Origin of the sequence: Bradyrhizobium ottawaense (genome assembly GCF_900099825.1) — a bacterium.
Classification (GTDB): domain Bacteria; phylum Pseudomonadota; class Alphaproteobacteria; order Rhizobiales; family Xanthobacteraceae; genus Bradyrhizobium; species Bradyrhizobium ottawaense_A.
This window is the reverse complement of sequence record NZ_LT629693.1, coordinates 1112924-1137204: the sequence shown is the minus strand read 5'-3', so window position 1 is coordinate 1137204 and position 24281 is coordinate 1112924. Positions and strand designations below refer to the sequence as shown.

The 24281-nt window shown below is 62.7% G+C and carries 18 protein-coding genes; 7 read left to right on the top strand and 11 right to left on the bottom strand.

Annotated elements, in window-relative coordinates; all coding sequences use genetic code 11:
- Positions 1–124: 124 nt before the first annotated feature.
- The 4 genes from BLR13_RS05505 to BLR13_RS05485 form a co-directional block, all read right to left on the bottom strand.
- Positions 125–397, bottom strand: a complete 273-nt coding sequence (locus tag BLR13_RS05505) for a PilZ domain-containing protein (RefSeq protein WP_074831865.1) — start codon at positions 395–397, stop codon at positions 125–127.
- A gap of 290 nt (positions 398–687) precedes the next feature.
- Positions 688–1050, bottom strand: a complete 363-nt coding sequence (locus BLR13_RS05500) for a hypothetical protein (protein WP_143039787.1) — start codon at positions 1048–1050, stop codon at positions 688–690.
- A 1117-nt stretch (positions 1051–2167) separates the two neighbouring features.
- Entirely contained in the window at positions 2168–2938 is a 771-nt protein-coding gene (locus BLR13_RS05490) for an SDR family NAD(P)-dependent oxidoreductase (RefSeq protein WP_074826820.1), read from the bottom strand.
- Between the two features lie 208 nt (positions 2939–3146).
- Entirely contained in the window at positions 3147–3434 is a 288-nt protein-coding gene (locus BLR13_RS05485) for a hypothetical protein (protein WP_074826823.1), read from the bottom strand.
- A gap of 180 nt (positions 3435–3614) precedes the next feature.
- Between BLR13_RS05485 and BLR13_RS05480 the strand changes: the two genes are divergently transcribed.
- From BLR13_RS05480 to BLR13_RS05470, 3 genes are all read left to right on the top strand, one after another.
- A complete protein-coding gene (locus tag BLR13_RS05480) occupies positions 3615–5009 on the top strand; it encodes a CoA transferase (protein ID WP_074826827.1) in 1395 nt (464 codons plus the stop codon).
- A 322-nt stretch (positions 5010–5331) separates the two neighbouring features.
- Positions 5332–6576: an efflux RND transporter periplasmic adaptor subunit gene (locus tag BLR13_RS05475; RefSeq protein WP_074826830.1), complete on the top strand. Its 1245-nt coding sequence runs from the start codon at positions 5332–5334 to the stop codon at positions 6574–6576.
- A 30-nt stretch (positions 6577–6606) separates the two neighbouring features.
- Entirely contained in the window at positions 6607–9729 is a 3123-nt protein-coding gene (locus BLR13_RS05470) for an efflux RND transporter permease subunit (RefSeq protein WP_074826834.1), read from the top strand.
- A gap of 64 nt (positions 9730–9793) precedes the next feature.
- Here BLR13_RS05470 and BLR13_RS05465 read toward each other — a convergent pair whose 3' ends face one another.
- From BLR13_RS05465 to BLR13_RS05450, 4 genes are all read right to left on the bottom strand, one after another.
- The gene (locus tag BLR13_RS05465) at positions 9794–10762 is read right to left on the bottom strand and encodes an amidohydrolase family protein (RefSeq protein ID WP_074826837.1); all 969 of its coding nucleotides are present in this window, start codon (positions 10760–10762) and stop codon (positions 9794–9796) included.
- Positions 10763–11208: 446 nt separating this feature from the next.
- Complete coding sequence (locus tag BLR13_RS05460; protein WP_074826842.1) at positions 11209–14382, bottom strand: efflux RND transporter permease subunit; 3174 nt, start codon at positions 14380–14382, stop codon at positions 11209–11211.
- Positions 14383–14436: 54 nt separating this feature from the next.
- Positions 14437–15696, bottom strand: a complete 1260-nt coding sequence (locus tag BLR13_RS05455) for an efflux RND transporter periplasmic adaptor subunit (protein ID WP_074826845.1) — start codon at positions 15694–15696, stop codon at positions 14437–14439.
- A 30-nt stretch (positions 15697–15726) separates the two neighbouring features.
- On the bottom strand, positions 15727–16020 hold the full coding sequence (locus tag BLR13_RS05450; protein WP_079586751.1) for a hypothetical protein: 294 nt from the start codon (positions 16018–16020) through the stop codon (positions 15727–15729).
- A gap of 187 nt (positions 16021–16207) precedes the next feature.
- Here BLR13_RS05450 and BLR13_RS05445 point away from each other — a divergent pair, with 187 nt between their 5' ends.
- Entirely contained in the window at positions 16208–16891 is a 684-nt protein-coding gene (locus BLR13_RS05445) for a response regulator (RefSeq protein ID WP_074826850.1), read from the top strand.
- Positions 16884–18281: a sensor histidine kinase gene (locus tag BLR13_RS05440; protein WP_074826853.1), complete on the top strand. Its 1398-nt coding sequence runs from the start codon at positions 16884–16886 to the stop codon at positions 18279–18281. The genes BLR13_RS05445 and BLR13_RS05440 overlap by 8 nt, the downstream gene beginning before the upstream one ends.
- Positions 18282–18457: 176 nt before the next feature.
- Here BLR13_RS05440 and BLR13_RS05435 read toward each other — a convergent pair whose 3' ends face one another.
- The 3 genes from BLR13_RS05435 to BLR13_RS05425 all read right to left on the bottom strand — a co-directional run bounded on the left by BLR13_RS05435 (position 18458) and on the right by BLR13_RS05425 (position 21212).
- Positions 18458–19876, bottom strand: a complete 1419-nt coding sequence (locus BLR13_RS05435; RefSeq protein ID WP_079586752.1) for a TolC family outer membrane protein — start codon at positions 19874–19876, stop codon at positions 18458–18460.
- A gap of 393 nt (positions 19877–20269) precedes the next feature.
- The gene (locus tag BLR13_RS05430; RefSeq protein WP_074826856.1) at positions 20270–20890 is read right to left on the bottom strand and encodes a glutathione S-transferase family protein; all 621 of its coding nucleotides are present in this window, start codon (positions 20888–20890) and stop codon (positions 20270–20272) included.
- 31 nt (positions 20891–20921) lie between these two features.
- Positions 20922–21212: a DUF1330 domain-containing protein gene (locus tag BLR13_RS05425; RefSeq protein ID WP_074826859.1), complete on the bottom strand. Its 291-nt coding sequence runs from the start codon at positions 21210–21212 to the stop codon at positions 20922–20924.
- A 129-nt stretch (positions 21213–21341) separates the two neighbouring features.
- Between BLR13_RS05425 and BLR13_RS05420 the strand changes: the two genes are divergently transcribed.
- On the top strand, positions 21342–22196 hold the full coding sequence (locus tag BLR13_RS05420) for a LysR substrate-binding domain-containing protein (protein WP_074826862.1): 855 nt from the start codon (positions 21342–21344) through the stop codon (positions 22194–22196).
- 98 nt (positions 22197–22294) lie between these two features.
- A complete protein-coding gene (locus BLR13_RS05415; RefSeq protein WP_074826864.1) occupies positions 22295–24157 on the top strand; it encodes an acetyl-CoA hydrolase/transferase C-terminal domain-containing protein in 1863 nt (620 codons plus the stop codon).
- The last annotated feature ends 124 nt before the right edge of the window (positions 24158–24281 follow it).

Sequence of the window (24281 nt, the reverse complement as noted above, 5' to 3'; positions counted from 1 at the left end):
CCGGCAAGTCGTCGGGCATCAAGGCAGCAAGGCGACTTTTTCGAAATGCCATCGCAAATGGCGCGCATCACGATGTGCGGCGAAAGCCGGTCTGACGCGCAGCTGAGCAAGGGGATCTGGTGTCTCAGCTCAGGAATTTTACGCCGTAGGTCCGGCCGCGGCGCCAGACCACCTCGCAGGACTGGCGCTTCGGACGCTCCGGCATGACAGCCATCACGAAGTTGTCCCTGACGTCGATAGCGGCGTCGGTCATGATCTTGGCGCCGCCCGGCGAGACGTCCAGGACGAAGCATTCAACTCTCGTTATGCCGTCATCGCGCGTAAACCAGGCCGGCCGCTTGTTCATCTCGCGTCGCGGTTCGCGCTGTGTCTTTGTCCGCAGTTCATCAACAGCCATGATGACCATCCGTCGTTGGACCCAATCGCTATGACGTTTTCGAGCGAAATGGATACCGGTTTGCGTCGAGCAGGACGCGTCGAAATAAGATACCGGAGCCTGGTTCTGAGAACCGATCAGGCTTCAGGCAATCGTTGAAACAGGCTGCAGATTGACGGTGATTTCGTAAAGGCGCCTTAGCGCATTGCTTTCAAATTTAGCGATTTGTGCCAGGAAGATGCTTGCGGAGTCTGTTTCAACTTGGCAGTTGGCGGATCCGGGTCGGATCGGGCGACGTCCGCATCTCACGATCAGTTGGGTGCGGAGCAATCCGATGCGGGCTTGTCCTGGGCAGCAATCGGTGTGCTGACCTCGAATGTAACGGGCAGGCAGGCGTTCGCTGCGGCCGAACAAACGCCAAGATTGAGATCGACGTGCCGTTCACGCGCACTGCCGCGCGTCTTCAGCTCTATCCGCAGCGGAAGATCGAAGTAATAGGGCGCCCCTGTAACGACCTTGGGCAGGGCGTCCAGCCAAAACCTGGCGTCACGGGCAGCGGACCTGAATTCGACCCCGTATTCGGACGAGACTTTCTGGTCGCCGGACGCAGAGATACAAAAGACGACCCGATCGGCAAGCGTGGTTACCGCGAGAGCGACGCCATCCTTCCGCAAGAGCAGCTCTGCACTCGCCGAACAGGGAAGAGCGGCCAGTGCCACCGCCAGGAGGATGCGAGGATATCCCGTCATAAATGCCGGTTTTGATTGTATTGAATAAATGTGTCGTCTAACTTGCGCACGTTATTGCACCAGGAGGGAAGCATGAAACGTTTATTTGCGATTTCTTTCGTTCTTTTGGTTGGTTCGGGCGCAGCCTTTGGCAAGGACATTACGGTATCAAGTCCTGGTGCCCCATGACGAAGGCATCAGGCATTGGAAAGGGCCCGACTTTTGAAGCTGCCAAAAGCTCGGCCATTCAAAAGTGCCTGGCCAATGGCGGGATGGATCATTGCTGCCCGAATTTCACCCGTCAGATTTGAGCGGCCTGCTGAAGATTCGTTGGACCGTATAAATCGGACCAGAAGCCCCGGCATAGCCCGGGGCTTCTTTTTATTTTGAGGCTTCCTTTTATTTCTCCGCGCTCTCGGGCGGTCGATCTCAATGCTCGGCGCCGACGAAACCATCGAGTGAAGTGCCGCTGTCGCAAGAGCATGGATCACGCCTTGAAACGCCGCCGGGTCATTCCGGTGGCGTTTCAATCGGTCTATGAACTCAATTTGTTTTAGCGACCGCCGCCGCCACCACCACCACCGCCGCCGCCTCCACCGCCTCCGCCGGCATCGCGAAGCGCCTGAGGATCGAGGGTCTGCGGGCTCTGCGGTGTCGTGTCGCCGCGGCGCACGCGAAGTGTTTCAAGATATGCCAAGTGGCTCCCGCACGCCCGCATCGACACAGCTCCATCACACATATGTGGCGAAACAGTATTGGCATTGGCGGCCGCGGCGCTCATCGCTACGAGGGCGCCCAACGCGGCTGCAGATAATGTCCTCTTCATCGACATTTGAATTCTCCATTCCCGTGTTTTCGGCGATACCGGAATGGCTCGCACGGAAGTTTGACGAGGCTGGAGGCAAACGGGTTCGAGAGCGTTGTGAAATATTTCAGGGCCGAGACGGGCCAACGTGAACCGCCTGCCATCTGCGGCTTCGCCAGAGGCCGGTCTGCCGGTAGTTCCGCAAGGCGGGCACGACGCAAATACGCCTCCACCCACTTTGCGTTTTCTCGGCCGTCGCTAGAAATTCACGCGGTTCGAAATCGCACCGTCGACGATGAGGTTCGATCCGGTCGTGAACGAGGAGACCGCGCTGGCCAGGAACACAGCGGCATTGGCGATATCCTGCGGGGTCGCCATGCGGCCGGTCGGATTGCGGGCGAGTGCGGCCTGATAGACATTCGGCTGGTTTTGTTCGCGCAGGTGCCAGACGCCGCCCTTGAAATAGACCGTGCCGGGCGACACCACGTTGACGCGGATTTTCTTGGCCGCGTATTGCCGCGCAAATCCCTTGGCCATGTGGATCAGGGCCGCCTTGACCGGGCCATACGAACTGGTGTTGTCGGCGATGGCTGCCGAAATCGATGAAATGATCACGACAGCGGCATCGCCGGTCTTGGCGCCGCTTGCTTCGAGGAACGGACGGGCGGCTTCGAAGGCGTTGACGGCACCGAGCACGTCGAGCCGGAAGTTCTGTTCCCATGAGGCGGGATCGCCGCCTTGCGCCATGGCGCCGGCATTGCAGAACAGCATGTCGACGCTGCCGAGTTCCTGCGCGACAGCGGATATCCACGCCTTCAGCGCCGCGCCGTCGGTAATGTCGACGGAGGCGCCGGTAGCCTTGACGCCTTTGGCTTTCAGTTCGGCAACCGTGCCCGCGACCTGATCGGCATTGCGCGCGCAAATCGCTACGCCGGCGCCTTCGCCGGCCAGCGTGTCCGCAATCGCCCGTCCAATGCCACGGGTGCCGCCGAGCACGACTGCGTTTCTTCCCTTCAATCCCAGATCCATTTTGTTTTCCTTTGTTGACCGGCGCAGTGTAGCGGTGATCGCGTCGCTGACGGAAGCTCTAACTGCCGTGTGATGTCTATCACCGGCATTGCGAGGAGCGAAGCGACGAAGCAATCCATACTTGTTTATGTGGCGAAATGGATTGCTTCGCGGAGCCTGTCATCGGGCGCGCATTCGCGCGACCCGTTGGCACGCAATGACGGTGGGCCTACTCCGGCGCCGCACCCACCGGCGGGCCGCCCGGCGGGCGGTGCAAAAAGGTGATCGATGCGAACGCGCCGAGCCACGAACCGACCGCGGCAAAGGCAACATAGACCCAGTTTTCGGTGTAGCTGATCACTGCATAGGACGACAGCAGATACCAGACGCTGCTCCACGTCGCCGCCGGCACGCGCTTGCGCGCCACCACCGCCGAGGTGAACATGACATAGACCGCGTCGGTCGCGGCGGTTGCAAGCAGGACGGCCCCGGCCGTCACGGGATCGATGGCAGCCATTGCAGTTCCTTCCATGGTCGGGCAGAGAGCTTCAGTTTTGTTTTGACGCGTTTTCTACCGCAGATAAGTCTACGCAATTTGCGCAAGCTTGATTGCTATGCGAACCGGCGTCCACCCTCGGATCAAGTCCGAGGGCATGCTTCGCTCGAAAACGCTACAGCTTAGGAAAGAGGAACGGTGATGCAAAGCACAACAGAAATCCTCGCCGATATCTGGACGTCGGCCGGCGGCGATCCGGCCGCGCTCGCCGCGGTCAGGCTGAGCGGGGACGAGGCGCAATTGCCGTCCTCGTTCCGCGCCGCCGCCGCAGCAGGGGTCAGCGTTGCCGTGACTGGCCTCGCGGCTGCCGAAATCTGGAAATTGCGCAGCGGCGAGGGCCAGGACGTGGCGGTCGATCTGCGCCATGCCGTGGTCGAGTGTCGAAGCGAGCGCTATCTGCGCGTCGACGGCAAGCCACCGCCGCCGGCCTGGGACGCGATCGCCGGAGTCTACAAGGCACGCGACGGCTTTGTGCGGCTGCACACCAACTTTCCCCATCACCGCGAAGCCGTCTGCCGGGTGCTGAACTGCAGACCGGAGCGCGACGAGGTGCAGGCCGCGCTGATGCAATGGGACGGCGAGGCGTTCGAGACCGCGGCCTATGCCGCCGGCGGCCTCGTCGCCTTCATGCGCTCACACGACGCATGGTCGGCGACGCCGCATGCGAAGGCGCTGGCGCAATTGCCGCTGATCTCGATTACCAAAATCGGCGAGGCGGCGCCAAAGCCCTGGCCCGCGGGCGATCGTCCGCTGTCAGGCATCCGCGTGCTCGATCTGTCGCGCGTGATCGCGGGGCCGGTCGCGGGACGAACGCTCGCCGCCCATGGCGGCGACGTGCTCTTGATCTCCGGCCCCGATCTGCCGGCCATCCCGTGGCTCACCATCGATACCGGACGCGGCAAGCTGATGGGTTTTGTCGACCTGAAGAGCGAGCAGGGCCGCGGCGTGTTGCGCGATCTGTTGAAGGAAGCGGATATTTTTTCGCAAGGCTACCGGCCGCGCGCGATCGCCGGTCTTGGTTTTTCGCCGGAACAGGCGGCCAGCATCAATCCCGGCATCGTCTACGTGACGCTGTCGGCCTATGGCCATGCCGGTCCGTGGGCGGAGCGCCGCGGCTTCGACTCGCTGGTGCAGACCACGACCGGCTTCAATCATGCCGAAGGGCAGGCGGCAGGCGTCGACGGGCCGAAGGAGTTGCCGGCGCAGATGCTCGACCATGCCACCGGCTACTTCATGGCGTTCGGCGCCATGATGGCGAAAGCGCGCCAGGCGCGTGAAGGCGGAAGCTGGCACGTCCAAGTGTCGTTGGCTGGGACCGGGCGGTGGCTGTGGAATCTCGGCCGGGTCAAGGACGGGTTGGCGATCCCCGACCTCAAGGCGGAGGCGGTGACGCCGTTTATCGAAGAGCTGCCTTCGGGCTTCGGTCCGCTGCAGTCGGTCCGCCACGCGGCGCAGATGTCGAAAACCCCGGCGTTTTGGGCCCGCCCGGCGATGCCGCTCGGCAGCCACCCGCCAAAATGGCCGGAGGGCGGCTAAAGGGTTTTCGAGCGAAGCATGCCCTCGGACTTGATCCGAGGGTGGGCACCGGTTCGCATAGCAATCAAGTTTACGCAGATTGCGTAGACTTAATCTGCGATAGAAAACGCGTCAAAAACAAAGCCAGAGCCCGGTTCTGATGCAGTCAAAACCGACCAGGCTCCAGGCGTTCAGCCCGTATTCAGGCGGTTATCTGCAAACTTTTACCTCAAACGCTAAGCCTATCTGCGTTTTTTAGGTTGTTTGAAACATCAATTGGGCACTATTAGCGCACCGGTGAGGCAGTCTCCGCCGGAATCATCGCTGACTTGATCCGGGCCGCATGCTTAACGATTTTCTCAAGAGATTGCAGACGCTTAGCCGACGGCAACGGGTCGTGACCGTGGTCCTGCTGGCGCTTGCCGGCGCAGCCGTCTACGGCTCCACCCAACTCGGTGGCACAACTCCTAAGCATTCGGAGGTCTCCAGCCAGTCCCGCAAGGGATTGCAGCGGTACACGCCGACCCCGGCCGAATGGGCCAGCCTGACCATTCAGCCCGTCGCCGAACGGGCCTTCCGGGCCGAATACGTTACCGAAGGCAAGATCGCGATCGATGAGGATCGCTCGACGCCGGTGTTCTCGCCCTATACCGGCCGGCTCACCAAACTGCTGGTGCGGCCGGGCGACAGCGTCACCAAGGGGCAGCCGCTGTTCGTGATCGAAGCCGCCGACACGGTACAGGCGCAAAACGATTACATCGCCGCGATGACCGGCATGAATAAGGCCCAGTCGGCGCTCGACCTTGCCAAGATCCAGGATACGCGCGCCAAGGACCTGTTCGAAGGCAAGGCTGTTCCGCTGAAGGACTACCAGCAGAGCCAGGCGACCCTGATCCAGGCCCAGAACGATCTGCGCTCCTCGCAGACCGCGCTGGAAGCCTCCTCCAACAAATTGCGCATTCTGGGTTTCACGGACGACGACATCGCCACCTTCCGGCAAAAAGGCCGGATCAATCCGGAAACCACGGTTTTCTCGCCGATCGCAGGTACCGTGGTTCAGCGCAAGGCGGGCCCCGGTCAATATGTCTCCACCGGCGCCAGCGATCCCGTCTATGTCATCGGCGATCTCTCCACGGTCTGGCTGACGGCCTTTGTCCGCGAGACCGATGCCGCCAACGTGTCGGTGGGGCAGGATCTCAATTTCAGCGTGATGGCGCTGCCGGGCCGGCCGCTGACGGCGCGCATTAATTACGTCGCCGCGGCGATCGATCCGGCGACGCGGCGGCTCTTGGTCCGCGCCACGATCGATAACAAGGACCGCGCGCTGAAGCCGGAAATGTTTGCCAATGTCACGCTGTTCTCGGCCAGCGATCATCCGGCCGTCGGCGTGCCGAAGCAGGCATTGATCTACGAAGGCGACCAGGTCCGGATCTGGGTCGCGCATGAAGACAAGTCGATCGAACTGCGTCAGATCAAGCCCGGCCTCATCAACGGCGATCTCGTCGAGGTGGTCGGCAATTTGAAGCCCGGCGAACAGATCGTTACAAAGGGCAGTCTGTTCATCGACCGGGCTGCGTCCGGCAGCTAATTCCCTCGCTCATTGAAAGCTCCGGTCTGAATGGATCGCCTTGTCGCCCTAGCAGTCAGCCGCCGTTACTTGATGGTCGGCATGTTCGTCGCGGTGTTCGTCGGCGGCCTGATCGCATTCAAGCAGCTCAACATCGAGGCCTATCCCGATCCGACCCCGCCGATGGTCGATATCGTGACGCAAAGCCCGGGGCTGTCGTCGGAGGAGATCGAGCGTTACATCACGATCCCGATCGAGACCCAGGTCGCCGGCATCAAGAACCTGCGCACCATCCGCACCATATCGCTGTACGGCCTATCCGACGTCAAACTGCAGTTCTCCTTCGACTACACCTATGACGAGGCGCTGCAGCAGGTGCTGAACCGCCTGTCGCAGCTGGCGCCGCTGCCGGGCAACGTCTTGCCGGGTATTTCACCGCTCAGCGCGATCGGCGAAATCTATCGCTACCGGTTGAAGGGCCCGCCGAACTACAGCGTGCTCGACCTCAAGACGCTGCAGGACTGGGTGCTGCAGCGCCGCTTCCGTGCCGTGCCCGGTGTGATCGACGTCACCGGCTGGGGCGGCAAGACCAAGACCTATGAATTGCAGGTCGACTTCAACAAGCTGGTCGCCAACGGGCTGACGCTGCCGCAGGTGCTGCAGGCCGTCAGCAATGCCAACATCAATGTCGGCGGCAACACCGTCAATATCGGCTCCCAATCCGCCGTGGTGCGCGGCGTCGGCCTGATCCGCTCGATCGACGACCTCAACAACACCATGGTGTCGCAATCGGGCGGCAATCCGGTGCTGGTCAAGGACATCGCCGCGGTGACCGTCGGCGAGAAGCCGCGGCTCGGCATCGCCGGCCTCGACCAGGACGACGACATCGTCCAGGGCATCGTGCTGATGCGGCGCGGCGAGCAGAGTTCGCCGACCATCGCGCGCGTCGAGCAGCTCGTGGCGACCATTAATGCGTCCACCATCCTGCCGCCGGGCGTGAAGATTGAGCGGATCTACGACCGCAAGGATCTGATCGACCTCACCACCCATACGGTGCTGCACAACATGGTGGTCGGGATTCTCCTGATCGTGCTGCTGCAATGGATCTTCCTCGGCGATCTCCGCAGCGCGCTGATCGTCGGCGCGACGATCCCGTTCGCGCTGTTCTTTGCCGTGATCATCCTGGTGCTGCGCGGCGAGTCCGCCAATCTGCTGTCGGTCGGCGCTATCGATTTCGGATTGATCGTTGATGCCACCGTGATCATGGTCGAGGCGATCTTCCGCCGGCTGACACAAACCACCGCGCTGTCGGAAGCCGAGCGCAGCCATATTTCCTATGAGACGACCATGGGGATGAAGAACCACGCCATCCTCTCCGCCTCCGCTGATATGTCGCGCTCGATCTTCTTTGCCGCCGCGATCATCATTGCCGCGTTCCTGCCGCTGTTCACGCTGAGCGGCGTCGAGGGCAACATCTTCGGGCCGATGGCGCGGACTTACGCGTATGCCTTGGCCGGCGGCCTGCTGGCGACCTTTACGGTCACGCCCGCGTTGAGCGCGATCATCCTGCCCTCGCATCTGGACGAGACCGAAACCTGGATCGTGAAGAAGCTCGACGCGCTTTACGTGCCGGTGCTGAACTGGGCGATATCCAACCGCAATATCGTGATGGCCGGCGCCGCCGCTCTTGTCGTCATGACCATCATCTTCGCGCGGCTGCTGGGACTGGAGTTCCTGCCCAAGCTGGAAGAGGGCAATCTGTGGATCAGGGCCACGCTGCCGCCGACCATCTCGCTGCAGGAAGGCAACACCTACGTCAACGAGATGCGCAAGCTGATCCGCGCCCGCCCCGAGGTGGAAGCCGTGGTGTCGCAGCACGGGCGGCCTGACGACGGCACCGATGCCGCCGGTCTCTTCAATGCCGAGTTTTTCGCGCCGCTGAAGCCGGCCAGCGAATGGCCGGGCACCCATGACAAGGAAGAACTGACCGGCCAGTTGCTGAAGGAACTACAGGACAAGTTCCCGGGCGTCGAATTCAACTTCTCGCAATATCTCCAGGACAACGTCTCGGAAGCGGTCTCCGGCGTCAAAGGCGAGAACTCGATCAAGCTGTACGGCAACGACCTGCAGGCGCTGACCGACACGGCCAACAAGATCAAGGCCCAGCTCGCCACCGTGCAGGGCATTACCGATCTTGCGGTGTTCACCTCGCTCGGCCAGCCGACGATCCAGATCGATATCGATCGCGCGCGCGCGGCGCGCTATGGCCTGGCGCCGGGTGACATCAATGCCACCATCAAGGTCGCGGTCGGCGGCGACACCGCCGGAGATCTCTACGAGCCCGGCAGCGACCGGCATTTCCCGATCATCGTTCGCCTCGCGCCGGAATACCGCAAGAGCGCCGAGGCGATCCAGAACCTGCGCATCGGCGTCGCCGGCGCCAACGGCGCGATCACGCAGATCCCGCTGAGTGAAGTGGCCTCGATCAACCTGATCTCGGGCGCCGCCTATATCTACCGCGAGCAGCAGGAACGCTATCTGCCGATCAAGTTCTCGGTCCGCGAACGCGACCTCGGCAGCGCGATCCGGGAAGCCCAGGACAAGGTCGAAAGCAACGTCCAGCTCCCGCCGGGATCGCGGGTCGAGTGGGTCGGCGAATTCGGCAATCTGCAGGACGCCATCAAGCGGCTGTCGATCGTGGTGCCGATCAGCCTGGCGCTGATCGCGGTGCTGCTGTTCTTCAATTTCGGCTCGATGGTGGATACGCTGCTCGTCATGACCGTGATCCCGATGGCGATCTTCGGCGGAGTGCTCGGGCTTTTGATCTCGGGGATTCCTTTCAGCGTGTCGGCGGCGATCGGCTTCATCGCGCTGTTCGGCATCGCCGTGATGGACGGCATCATCATCCTGTCGCAGTACAATCAGCTGATCGACGAAGGCTACGAGCGGATCCGGGCCGTCATTCGCACCGGCGAGTTGCAGTTGAGGCCGGTGCTGATGACCTGCGCCGTCGCCGGCATCGGGCTGTTGCCCGCGGCGATCTCGGAAGGCATCGGCTCGCAGGTGCAAAAGCCGCTGGCGATCGTGGTCGTCACCGGCATGATGCTGGCGCCGCTGGTGATCCTGGTGACCTTGCCGGTGCTGATCTCGGTGTTCTCGCGCCGCACGCGCTGACGGACGTCAGAGCGTTTTCGAGCGACGTGGGCACCGGTTCGCGTGAAGTACGCGTCAAAAAACATCAGCTAAATCCGTAAAGCCGCATCGGATTGTCGACCAGGATCTTCTTGCGGATCGCGGCGGCCGGCGCCCATACCGGGAGCTGGTTGAGCAGCCGGCCGTCGTCGATCTGGAACAGCGGCGTGACGTCGGTGACCTTCCTGTCCGCCGGCGTCACCGAATCCGGATGCGGCCAGTCGGTGCCCCAGACGATGCGGTCGGCGTTCGCTGCGATCAGCGCCTGGGCGAGCGGGGCGGCATCGGCATAGTCAGGCCCGAGCTTCGATGCCCGGTAGGCGCCGGAGATCTTCACATAGGCCTTGCCGGATTTCACCAGTTCCACGAGGTCCGCAAAACCCGGCTGGCCGACCCCAAGCGCTGCCTGCGCGCCGCCGAAATGATCGAACACGACAGGGACGGGGGAGGCCGCGACCAGGTCCTTGATCGCGGAGATCATCGAAAGGCTGGTGAAGAGCTGCACATGCCAGCCGCGCGCTTTCACGCGCTCGACCGCGGCCGAGAAGCGCGGCCGGCCGACGGTCGGATCGTTGACGCCGCCGGTTGCCAGATTGAGGCGGATACCGCGAAAGCCCCGCTTCTGCATGGTGTCGAGATCGGTCTCCGGCGTCTTGTCGTCGATCACGGCGACGCCGCGTGCGGAAGCGCCGCGCGCCATCATGCCGTACAAGGTCGATGAATTGTCCGGTCCGTAGACGCTCGGCGTCACGATCACCACGCGCTCGATGTTCAGCGCCTTGTGCAGTGCCGACATTTCCTCGGGCGAGGCCAGTTCCGGCGTGTAGACGCGGCCGGCAAAGAACGGAAATTTCTCGGGATCGCCGTGGATATGGGTATGACAGTCGCAGGCGCCGGCGGGAATTTCGAAATTCACCGGCGTCGCCGGCTGCGCCGCCTTGGCGGATGCGGTCTTGCTGTTCATGGTTACTCCGGCCGCAATGGAGGCAAGCATCATACTGCGTCGCGTCAGCATTGGCGTTCTCCCCGGCGATAGTCGTTGATGGTTGATGTCCCGACCGGGCGCGTTACCCGTCCACTCCAGCGTTCTCCCAAAGCCCGGCGTTGCGTCGCCGCGGTCTTGCGCGACAGACTATAGAGGGAAGCGGGGCGCGGGAAGGGCTGCCGCTATGCGGGAGCGGTCTGGCCGTCCAACCCGCGGCGGACTTCCGCTGCCAGCTCGGGCATGGGCCGCGATCTATCGACGCGCAGCACGGGCAGGACAGTGCCGCAAGCCAGGCCTGATACGCCATCGTCATCGTCGTAGCGCGCCGCCCAATCGACGAACTCCTCGGTTTCTGGTGCCGCCAGCCACCGGGCGCGACCGCATCCGCGCCGAAACGCATCGCCTCCCGGGCGCGCAAGCGCTGCAATCGTATCTCGCGCGGCGTGACCACGAAGACCACAAAGCGGCCTAACGGCTCATGGGGTAGCCGGAGCCTCAGGTGCCTGATCGGGGGCGGCCGAGGATTGGATGGGCTGCCGGCGTGAAAAAACGTCAATCAGGACCGGCAAAATAATCAGGATCAGGGCAGGGGCCAGCACGATCCCGCCGACCACGACGAGGGCCAGCGGCTTTTGGACCTGCGAACCGATTCCGGTCGATATCGCGGCCGGCAATAGCCCCACACATGCGGCAACGCTCGTCATGAAGACCGGCCGAAGCCGGATGGCACAGGCGTGGATTACCGCATCGGTCTTGTTGCCCCAGCCGTGTTCGATCAACTGATTGAAATACGAGATCAGGATCACGCCTTCCATCACCGAAATTCCGAACAAGGCGATGAACCCGATGGCGGCCGAAATGCTGAAGGGTGTGCCCGTCAGCAGGAGCGCAAAAATGCCGCCGATCATGGCCATCGGAATCACGCTGAGAGCCAGCAGCACATCGGTTACCGAGGCGAAGTTCAGGTACAACAATAGGGCGATCAGCCCGATCGTGATCGGTACGATCAACTTGAGCCGCTCGATGGCATCCTGAAGGTTGCCGAACTCGCCGACCCATTCGAGCCGATAGCCTGGTGGAAGCGTGACGTTTTCGATTACCTTGCGCTGAACCTCGAGGACGGCGCTGCCAAGGTCCCGACCGCGTACGCTGAATTTGATCGGGACGTAGCGCTCCTGCTGCTCGCGATAGACGAACGAGGCTCCCGAGACCAGCTCCACGGTGGCGACCTCCGCCAGCGGAATCTGAATCACGCCGCTGCCGCTCGGGCTCGGCGCGCCGATGGTGATGTTCCTGATCGTCTCCAGATTCTTCCGGTAGTCGGGCGCGAGCCGCACCCGGATCGGAAAATGACGGTCGCTGCCATATTCGTAGAGATCTCCGGCGGCCTGGCCGCCGATCGCCGTCTGTACCGTGGTGTTGATATCTCCCGATGCGAGCCCGTAGCGGGCCGCTTTGATGCGGTCGATATTGATCTGGACGGTCGGTTGCCCCAGCGAGTTGAAAACGGCGAGATCGGTAATTCCGGGCACGTTGGCCATCGCCGTTTTTATTTTCTCCGCGGTGCCGGCAAGCTCGGTAAGATCGTTGCCGAAGAGCTTGACGGAATTTTCGCCCTTTACGCCGGATACGGCTTCCTGAACGTTGTCCTGGATGTATTGCGAGAAATTGAACTCGATACCGGGGAACGTGCTGACAAGTTTTTCCGCCATCGCTTTTGTCAGGTTGTCCTTGTTGGCGCCTTTCGGCCATTGATCCGCCGGCAGCAGCGGCACGAAAAATTCTGCGTTGAAAAAACCGGTCGCATCGGTGCCGTCGTCAGGGCGGCCCTGCTGCGAGACGACGGTCTCGACCTCGGGATAGCTTCCGATCACGGTCCGGATACGGTTGACCTGCTCGTTGCCGGACTCCAGCGAATAGGAGGAGGGCAGCGTGGCCCTGATCCAGAGATTGCCCTCCTCGAGCTTGGGCAGGAATTCCAGCCCCAGCATGCGCGCCGCAAGGCCGGCGCTCAGCAGAAGGACCAGCGCAAGCCCGAGCGTCAGAATCCGGTTCGGCACCGCAAATCGGAGCACCGGTGCAAATACGCTCCGCAGCGCCAGCACCACCGCGGTCTCTTTCTCCTCGACGACTTCCGGCAGCAGCAGCGCGCTCAGCGCCGGCGAAACCGTAAATGTCGCGAGCAACCCGCCTGCAAGCGCAAACGCATAGGTCTTTGCCATCGGGCCGAAAATGTGCCCCTCGACGCCGCTTAGCGTAAACAACGGAATGAAGCCGACAATAATGATGGCAGCGGAAAAGAAGATCGATCGATTCACTTCCCGCGCGGCATCAAAAATCGTCGCCAGCGACCCCGCCATCTTCCAGCGCCGACTTCGGCTCGGCTGAACCGCGGCTAACGGACGCTCCGACAAGTGGCGGTAGATGTTCTCGACCATGATGACGGTCGCATCGACAATCAGACCAAAATCGATCGCGCCGACCGAGAGCAGGTTCGCGGATTCGCCGCGTATCAGCAGGATAGCGACGGCGAAGAACAGGGCGAAGGGAATTGTCGCGGCGACGATGACGGCGCTGCGCAGATTGCCGAGAAACATCCATTGTACGACGAACACCAGGACAATGCCGAACATCAGGTTGTGCAGAACCGTTTCCGTCGTCGTCTTGATGAGATCCTTGCGGTCGTAAATCCGTTCGATGCGGACCCCGGGGGGCAGAATACTGCTGGCGTTGATCTTCTCGATTTCGGCTTCCACGCGCTGGATCGTCGGCAGGCTCTGCTGTCCGCGGCGCATCAGCACAATGCCCTGAACGATATCGTTGTCGTCATCCTTTCCGACGATCCCGAGCCTCGGCTGATAGCCGGGCGTTACCTCGGCCACGTCGGCGACCGAGACCGGCAGGCCGTTCTGCTGCGCCAGCACCGCGCTCTTGATATCGTCAATCGATCGGATCAGCCCGACGCCGCGAACGACCGCCGACTGTTCGCTGATGTTCAGGGTCTGCCCGCCGACATTGACATTGGAGTTGTTCAGCGTCTGGACGAGTTGGGGCAAGGTCACGCCATAGGATTGAAGCCGGGCCAGATCGACGGTCACGTCAAAGGCCTTCGTCGTTCCGCCAAAGGCGGTGACGTCGATCACGCCGGGAATGGCCTTGAAGCGCCGTTGCAGGATCCAGTCCTGTACGGTCTTGAGGTCGGTGAGGCTGAATCCCGCGGGGCCCTTCAACCGGTACCGCATGATTTCGCCGATCGGGCTGGTCGGCGAGATCTGAGGCTGGGCGCTATTGGGCAGTTGCTGCACCTGAGCCAGCCTGTTCAGGACCTTCTGCTCGGCTTCCTCATAGGTGTAGTCGTAGGTGAACTGAAGCTTGATATCCGAAAGACCAAACAGCGAAATGGTCCGCATCAGCTTGAGATTGGGGATTCCCGCGAGCTGCACTTCCAGCGGTATGGTGATGTAGCGTTCGATTTCTTCGGCGGACTGGCCGGGGTTTTGAGTGACGATGTCAACGAGCGGCGGGACCGGGTCGGGATAAGCCTCGATATTGAGTTTCGTAAAAGCGATCGCTCCTGCCCCAAGCATCGCCACAAAGATGATGGCGACCAGAACGCGCTGCCGCAGGGCGAAGCTGATGAGGGCATTCATTTTCAGGCACTCTTTCGACAGTAACCGGATTCGACGAGTTCAGGCCCCTGCCTGTCACGAACCGCCACCGGCAGCGGCACGATCGATGAGCAGGCCGCCTCGCACCACCACCCTGTCATTGACGTCCACGCCGCCAAGTATCTGGACCATGTTTCCGACGGTCTGGCCGATCCGGACCGGGCGCAACTGCAATGCGTCCGGTCCGGAAGCGACCCATAGATGCGTCAGGCCTGCCTCATACACGATCGCGGTTCGCGGTACGGCCGGCGAAATCTCGACGTTGCCGACGGCCAGCGTGGCAGTCGCGAACATCTCCGGTTTCAGAATGCCTTCACGATTGTCGACCGTGCCTCGAACCAGGATGCGCCTGGTCGAAGCATCGACAGCTGACGACATGTAATCGATCCTGCCGGCGAAGCTGCGACCGGGAGAAGCCAGGGGACGGACCTCGATCGTCTGGCCGAGCTGTACCTTCGTCGCGTCCGCTTCCCTGACGTTTGCCACCAGCCAGACGGTCGACAGATCGCCGACGATGAATGCCGGATCGCCGGATCCGCTCGTCAGATATTGGCCTGGTCCGATCTTGCGCTGCAGGACGATGCCCGAGATCGGCGCCGGGATCACGGTATCCGGGCTGATGGTCCGCTTTTCCTCGAGGACGGCGATCTCGGCGTCCGTGCGGCCTAGGATGTGGAGCCGGTTGCGCGCCGCATCGAGCGCCGAATCCGCCGACCGGAAATCGCTTTCGGCCGCGGCCAGATCTGCCCGGGCCTGCTGAAAATCCTTCAACGGAACAGCTTTCCCGTCGGAAAGAGTTCGCTGCCGCTTCTCGTTGGTTTGCGTCAGTGTGAGTTGGGAGCGGGCCTTGTTCAGCGTCGCCAGCGCCGTCACAAAGTCGTTTTGCGACTGCACCATGTCGGTGGCCTCGATCACGAACAGCGGCTGTCCCTTCTCGACGGTATCGGCAGGCTTGGCCAGCAGGTGCAGCACGCGGCCGGTATAGGGCGAAAACACCGGTGTGGCCCGGCTTTCGTCGATCGCAATCTTTCCCTCGGTAATCAGCGCCGGCGTGAAGGGTTGGGTCGAAACCGGCACGAGGGAAAGACTGCCCCACTGCGCCTCGGTCGGACGAAAAATGTTGTTTTCGGAACGAGACCGGCTCGAAAAATCGGTCGCGCCGCCGGTATAGCCACGCTTTGTCGCCAAGGCCGATGAAAGCAGCAGCCCGCCGCACAGCAAGACCAATGCGAGCAGCACGATGACGATCTGCACACGCACCGGCAACCGATGCTCGGAAAAACGGGTGTCAGTCATTTGATTTGGCCTTGTTTTGCCGCCGCGCACTCACTTGTCCAGGCTGATCGGCTGCCAGCGCCAGGAGTTCAGTTGGGGTGCAATTCCCCGAACGAAATTCTCCGCCGCGGAAGATGAACCGAACATCGCCGGCTGGTTCTCCGGTTCGCCATCCAGCACCACAACATCCAGCTCCATGCGCGCCAGCGACACCTTTGATCTCACCGCCGATATGATTCGTTGCGCCAGCCAGCGCGACGGCGCGCCGCCCTGCGGCAACTTGACGACGATGATTTCCGAACCACCCGGTCGCGGGACCGTGGTGGTCAATGCGTCTCGATTCATGCTCGAACTCATTGGGTCATCTGCCGTGGCGGGAAGCGAGGCGATGCCTGCCAGCGCGGCCTCGCTCCGAGGTGCGCGATCCGCGTCTTCTAGCGCGCTTGCCTTACACCAGCCTTACGGAATCAATGCTTTCGCCGGGCGGCCAAATCTGATGTGAATGCGGCGCAAACGGGTTATCTGTAGCTACATGCGAATTCTGCTGATCGAAGACAATCTGGAGCTTGCGCGGCTGCTGACGGAGAGTCTCGCGGCCAAGGGAATTTCGGCTGACCTCGTCGGCACCGCGGCGGATGCGCGCATCGCGATCGCCAATATTCGCTATGCAGCGCTGGTCCTGGACCTCGGTCTTCCGGACGACGACGGAATGACTGTTCTGAAGGAGCTGCGGCGAGCCTTCGATCCGACGCCGGTTCTCATCCTGACGGCGCGCGGAAGCGTTGACGACCGGGTTGCAGGGCTGCGTAACGGTGCGGACGATTATCTGGTGAAGCCGTTTGCGCTGGAAGAGCTGATCGAGCGCATCAACGCGCTTTTGCGCCGGCCAGGACAGTTGCTTGGCAGTTCGCTCAATCTTGCCAACCTTACGTTCGACACCAACAGCCATCAGGTCTTCGTCGACGGAAAGCCATACTCTTTTTCAGCGCGGGAGCTTGCGGTGCTCGAGCTTCTGCTGAGACGCCAGGGACGCGTGGTGCCCAAGAAGAACGTCGAGGATCAGATCTTCGGCATGACGAGCGACGTGGCCTCGAATGCCGTCGAGGTCTACGTGTCGCGGCTTCGCAAGCAGCTATTGGCAAGCAAGGCCCGGCTGCAAATTCATACCATACGCGGCGTCGGCTATCTCATCGCTGAGGAAAAAGGCGATGCCTAGCTTCAAATCGACGACGTCGAGGATCGTCTTCCTGCATATCGTTGCGATCGCTCTCACGGCCATCTTCATGCCGCTCGTTCTGTTCTGGCTGCTCACCGAGGAGACCAACGCGCTGCATCAGCGCGCGATGATCGACCAGGCCGCGACGGTTTCGCGCTATCTTTCGCTGGCCTCCGACGGGAGCTGGTCGTACACCCCGCCGCCGGGCCTGAAGGCGCAATTTTCGGAAGCCTACGGCCGCTATATCTTCGACGTCGTCGACCGGTCGGGCCGCGTGCTCGTCTCTTCCGCCGACGATGAAACGCCGTTGTTTGCGGTTTCCGGCGGCGAGAAGGACCGGGTCTATCGTGAGGTCAGGCGAGGCGACAGTACGATTGCCGGCGTCAGCGTCGAACACACGATCGGCGGCCGCCCGGTCATGATCCAGGTCGGCGAAGATCTGTCGCATCGCGACGTGCTGACCGACGATATCGTGGCCAATTTCTTTCGGCGCGTTGGATGGATCACGCTGCCGATCTTGATGCTTTTGCTGGCTGCGGACATCGTGATCTTCCGCCGGGCGGTCAGGCCGCTGCTTGATGCCTCCAGGGCGGCGCGCGACATCGGTCCGACCCGGACCGATGTGCGGATTCCCAGCGCGACGATTCCGAGCGAGATTCGCCCACTCGTGGACGCGGTCAACCAGGCCCTGGATCGATTGGAGCAAGGCTATCACGTCCAGCGTGAGTTTACCGCGGACGCGGCGCACGAGCTTCGTACGCCGCTCGCCATCCTGCGGGCGCGTCTCGATCAACTCGAGGACAGCAAGGTCAGCCGGGATTTGAAAGCCGACATCAGGAGCATGGGCCGCGTGGTCAGCCAGTTGCTGGATGCGGCCGAACTCGACTCGACCTTCATTGGTCCCAATGAACGAGCCGATCTGAGCGCGCTCTGTTCTGACGTCGTCGAGATGCTGGCGCCGCTCGCTCTCGAAAGTCAGCGGACCATCGAACTCACCGGGGCGGAAGCTCACATTTGGGTGCATGGCAATGCGGAGATGTTGCGGGGGGCCGTTCGCAATCTTGTGGAAAACGCGCTCCGGCACACGCCGCCCCGCACCGTCGTTGAGGTTCACGCCACGGCCGGCGGTGCGGTCAGCGTCATCGATCAGGGCCCGGGAGTTGTTCAGGCGGAACGAGCCCTCATTTTCCAGCGCTTTTGGCGCCGTGATCGGAGCCGGCCGGGGAGTGCGGGATTGGGGCTGTCGATCGTACAGCGGATCGTCGAAGCCCATGGCGGGACCATCACGGTGAGTGACAATCCGGGTGGCGGCGCGATCTTCACCATTCAACTGGAGCTATCGGACGATCCGGGGATTGCGGCCAAAAAAGGCGCGTCCACGGATATCTGAACGTCAGATTTGTCTGCATTGCCGCTGCCGTCATCGATAAATTCATCCAGGCGGCACGCGATTATCTCGCAGCCAACAGATGACACGTCACCAACGTCAGAATCATGTCGATTCGCCGCGATCAGATCTTGAGCCTCATCGGTTCTGATTGAAGCGGCGAAGTGCAACGGGGACAGTTACTGTCCCGACGGCGTGCGCAGGCCGTGCCAGGCGTCGCGCACCTGATGGTAGTGCACCTCCGGCAGGTAGTCCGGCGTATTGAGGCTGAGCGTCTTGACGTCGAGCCGGCCGATAGCGCTGAGCAGCGTGTAGGAGGCGATCACGCGGTCGCGCTGCGCGCCGATCAGGCGCGCTTTGGCCAGGATCAGGTCCTGCTGCGAGTTCAGCACGTCGACGGTGGTGCGCTGCCCGCCGGCGGCTTCCTTCTGCACGCCCGCCAGTGCGACGGTGGCGGCGCGGACTTCGGATTCGGACGCCGATACCGCGACCTTGGCGCCTTCATTGGCAACCCAGGCGCCCACAGCGGCGGTGCGGGCCTGATTGCGGACCTGATCCAGCACCTGCCGGCTTTGGGCCGCGACTTCCTTGGCCTGCCTGGTCTGCGAAGCGGCGAGGCCGCCGTCATAAATCGGTTGCGTGAGCAGGCCGGTGATCGACGCCTGGTCGGTCCCGAAGGTGGTCAGCGAGGGATCCGACTGCTTGCTGCGGCTGGCGTTGCCTTGCAGCGTAATCGTCGGCATCAGGCTGCTTTCGGCCACATGAATTGAGGTCGAGGCGACGTCGACATCGAAGCCTGCCGCCATCACGGCGGGATGCTCCCGGAAGGCCAAGCTCGTCGCGTCGTCGCGGCTGCGCGGATTGAAACGATCCACGGTTTCGGCGGGACGCAGCTGGGCCGGCGGGTTGCCGATCACCTGGGTATAGGTCGCCTGACTGATGGCAAGACTGACTTCGGCGGCGTTGAGATCGGCCAGACCGCGGCTGAGGCGTGCTTCGGCCTGCGCCGTGTCGGTCGGCGTGACGTCGCCGGCATTGAGCCGCTTCTGGGTAATGCCGAGCGTCTCGCGCAGGAATGCGACGTTGGAGCGCTGTGCTTCGACCAGCGACTGGTTGGCCAGCACATTCGTGTAGGCGGTGACGGCGTCGAGCAGCACGCCTTGCCCGACATTGCGCAGGGCTTCGCGGCCGGAACGGACCTGCAGTTCCGCCACGCGCACGCTGTTGGCGGTCTTGAAGCCATTGAACAGCGTCTGGGTCACGGTGACCCCGATGGTCCAGGGCTTCAGGGTCGCAGACTGGAACGTATTGTCGGGCAGCAGGTTGCGGACCGCCTGGAGGCCGGCGGAGAGGCTGGCGATGATTTGCGGCCGATAACCCGACAAAGCCTGCGGCACGTTCTCGTCGGTGGCGCGCTGGCGCGCCCGTTCGGCATTGAGTTGCGGATTGCTCTGATAGGCCTTGGCCAGCGCTTCAGGGAGGCCCTCGCTGCGGGCAGCCGGCGCGGCAAACGCGACGCATGCCACCACGCCAAGACAAATGCCCGCTCGGAGCACGCGCCTTCCCACGTGGCCAACCCTAGCGGCACGCCTAACCATTTGATCCCGCAACCAACCCAGCGCGGGATGGCCCTTCAGCCCTCCCGCTCTATCCTTCTTTTTTGAGCGTGATCTCTCCGGAAAACCGGTATCCACTTTTCCGGATCACGCTCGGACCGTCCGCCCCCGCCGACGATCCCAACACTCCCTGTTTAGGCGGCGGCGTCGCCACAGGCAAACCGTCCGGTGCATAACCTGCGCACTTTCCGACCTTTCGTGGCAAGGTGTTGCATGCAAGACCTACCGGCCGGGCTCCCGTCAGCCGGGCCTCGCGAATTTGGCGGCGAATCGTCGCCCTCGCGCGACGGAAAGCCGCGCGACCAATCCGAAAGATCATGCGTCAGATGTGACTGGAGTGGCCGATCGCACCGGGCGGAGCGCGGGTTGTCAGGTTCATGTCAGTTCCTCTTCGATGGTGGCGCGAACCTGCGGCCGTTCGGACATCCGGCGACGGTGATCGCTGACCTTCGGAAACCGGGCAGGGTCCACGCCGTCTGCCTCCATCCATTGCGCCATCGTAAACAGATAGGGGTCGCAGATCGTGTAGGCCTCGCCCATCACCCATGGCCCTGCCGGCAAGCTGTCCTCGATCAGCCGGTAGCAGGCACCGACGCTCTCCGGCACCTTGCGTTGCATGTCCGCGATCGAGGCGGCTTCATCGGCCCAGCGGGACCCGCGCATGCGGTGAGAATGAGCCACATGCAGGGTCGCACAGAGATAGAGGTTGAAGGCCTGCACTTGCGCCAACCGGAACGGGTCGTCCAGCGGCGCCATGCGGGCTTTCGGATAACTCTGCGCAATGAAGGCGAGTATGGCCGGCGTTTCCGTCAAAACGCCCCTGTCGGTGACCAGCGCGGGAACGCGGCCTTTCGGATTGATCGCCAGGTATTCCGGCTTGCGCTGCTCCTCAGCGGCGAAGCTGATCCGCACCGTCGTGTATTCGGCGCCGGCATCGTTGAGCGCGATGTGCGACGCCAGCGAGCAGGTATCGGCGGTGTAGTACAGTCTGAGCATGGCGATGTTTCCGTCGAAGGAGAGAAGGGCCTCAGGCCGCGCCGTCGATGATGATGAAGTCGGCGTCGGCATATTTCTGACGGATGGCCTTCGCGCTCTGGTATTCCGGGCTGCGGTAGCAGGCTTCCGCCGTCGCGCGATCGCTGAACTCGACCACGACGTTTCGCTCCCGGGAATTTCCTTCCATCGCCTCGAACGCGCCGCCGCGCACGATGAATTTCGCACCGAACTTCTGGAACGCCGGCGCAGCGGCTGCGAGGTATTCGGGATATCGCTGTTCGTCGCGCACCGAGACGCGCACGATCCAATAGGCTTTTGACACGGCAATTCTCCTTTGCTGGCAATCGGCGGCGACGGCAGGGCGTGTCGCCGGCATACCGTGATCTTTACGCGGGATATCAAATCCCATAAAATGAATAATTCTGATGTTATTGATCTCCCGGAGAGATGAATGGACCTGTCCGATCTCCTGATCTTCAGCACGGTTGTTCACGAAGGCAGCGTGACGCGCGCCGCCGAGCGGTTGCACCGCGTTCAGTCCAACGTGACGACCCGCATCCGCCAGCTCGAGGACGATCTGCGCGTCACGCTGTTCATCCGCGAGGGCAAGCGGCTGCACCTCGCGCCGGCCGGTCAGGTGTTGCTGGGTTATGCCGAGCGCCTGCTCGCGCTGGCCGAGGAAGCGCGCGGCGCCGTGCATGACGAACGGCCGCGCGGCACGTTTCGGCTGGGTGCGATGGAGAGCACGGCGGCCGTGCGATTGCCGGGGCTGCTCAGCGAATACCACCGGCGGCACCCCGGGGTGGTTCTGGAACTGCGCACCGGCAATCCCGTCGTGCTGGGGAGCGCCATCCTGGCCGGCGAACTCGACGCCGCACTGGTCGCGGAGCCGATTGCGGACCTGCCGTTCGAGAAGAGCTTTGCCTTCGACGAGGAAATGGTGATCGTGGCGCCCGCCAATCATCCGCCGATCGGCCGTAAGGGCAGGCTGCCGCGCAGCGTGCTGGTGTTCGAACATGGCTGCCCGCATCGAAAGCGGCTCGAGGATTTTTACGCCAGCCGTCAGGAGATGCCCGAGCGCACCATCGAGCTGGCGTCCTATCACGCCATCCTCGGCTGCGTCGTCGCGGGCATGGGAATATCGCTCATCCCCAAAAGCGTGCTGACGACGTTTCCGGAGCGAAAACGCCTCAGCGTTCACACCCTGGCGAAGAAGGAGAATTGTGCGCAGACCGTTCTGATCTGGCGCAAGGGCGCAGGCTCGGCCAATGTGAGAGCGCTGGCGGAGATCTTGCTGCGCCAGTAATTCCAACCCACGCCGCTTGATGTGTCATAACTTCAACCGCGGTCGTTGATTCCTCCATCCCATCAGCCATTCGGCGCGTCGCGCCAGACGGAACATCGATGCCAAAGCTGTTTTCCGACCCTGAAGCGATCGCGGAGGACATCATCCGTGATGTCGGCACCAACCTCGTGGTCGGATTGCCGCTTGGGCTCGGCAAGGCCAACCATGTCATCAACGCGCTCTACGCCCGCGCCGCCGCCGATCGCTCGATCAACCTGACGTTCTTTTCCGCGTTGACGCTGGAAAAGCCGAAGCCCGCCAGTTTGCTTGAGAAGCGCTTTATCGGCCCGGTGATCGACCGGCTGTTCGGCGGCTATCCGGACCTGACCTATGCCGGCGCGCTGCATGCGGGGGCGCTGCCGCCGAATATCCAGGTGATCGAGTTTTTCTTTCTGGCCGGGAGGTGGCTGCGCGTGCCGTACGCGCAGCAGCACTATATCTCGGCGAATTATACCCATGCGTCCTCCTATCTGTTGTCGCGCGGGCTCAATGTCGTCACCCAACTGGTGGCAAAGCGCGTGGTCGACGGCGCGGCGCGCTACAGCCTGAGCTGCAACACCGACACCACGCTCGATATCCTGCGCGCCCGCGCTGAAGGCCGCGCGTCGTTCAGACTGATCGGCCAGGTCAATTCCGAATTGCCGTTCATGCCGGGCCTCGGCGACCTGCCGGGCAATGAATTTTCCGCGGTGCTCGACAGCCCGGCGACGGATTTTCCGCTGTTCGCGCCGCCGGCCGAACCGATCAGCGACACGAAATACGCCATCGGGCTGCATGCGGCGGGACTCGTTCCCGACGGCGGCACATTGCAGATCGGCATCGGGCAGGTCGGCGACGCGCTGGCGCAAGGCCTGATCGTCCGTCACCGCGACAACAGCCAGTTCCACGCCATCATGAAGCGGCTCGCGCCGGGGACCGAACAGCTCGCGGGTTTGCAGACCGGGCCGTTCGAGAAGGGGCTCTATGGCGTCAGCGAAATGCTGTTCGAGGCGTTTCTCGGCCTGATCGAGGCCGGCATTCTCAAGCGCGAGGTCGACGGCGTGATGCTGCACGGCGCGTTTTTCCTCGGACCGAAATCGTTCTATCGTGCGCTGCGCGAGATGCCGCCCGATCAGATTGCGCGGATCCAGATGATGCCGGTGTCGTTCACCAACGAGCTCTATGGGGATGAGGTTGCAAAACGCCGCGCGCGGGTCGATGCTCGCTTCGTCAACAACGTGATGATGGCGACCCTGATGGGGGCTGCGGTCTCCGACGGCCTCGAAGACGGTCAGGTCGTCAGCGGCGTCGGCGGCCAGTACAATTTCGTGGCGCAGGCGTTCGCGCTGCAGGGCGCGCGCTCGATCCTGGCGCTGGAAGCGACGCGGCAGGCCGGCGAGGGGACGCAGTCCAACATCCGCTGGAATTACGGTCATGAGACCATTCCGCGGCATCTGCGCGACGTCTTCGTCACCGAATACGGTGTCGCCGACACCAGGGGAAAGTCCGACGCCGAGACCATCGCGGCGATGCTGCAGGTCACGGATTCCCGTTTCCAGAACGAGCTGGCAAAAATTGCCAAGGATGCCGGCAAGCTGCCGAAAGGTTTTGAAATTCCGGCTGACCATCGCGAGAATTTTTCGGACCGGATCGCGGCGGCGTTGAAGCCCGCGCGCGAGGCCGGCCTGCTGCCGTCGTTCCCGTTCGGCAGCGATTTCACCGAGGTCGAGCAGCGGCTGATCCCGGCCTTGCAGGTGCTGCAGGAGGCGCAGCGCACGCCGCTGAAATTGCCTGCTTTGCTGTGGCAGGGAATGTCGCGCCCGCCCGATGCCGCCGACCGCGAATGCCTGGCGCGGCTCGGGCTCGACCGCCCGACCACGCTAGCCGAGCGCGCCTATCGCGCGCTGGTCACTGCGGCGCTGGCGCGGAGCAGGGCTTCGTAACCGTCGTCCCCGCGAACGCGGGGACCCATACCGCGTGATCTACCGATGACGCACGGTGGCTGAGACCATTCGCACAACAACCGCCGCGGCGTATGGGTCCCCGCGTTCGCGGGGACGACGGTAT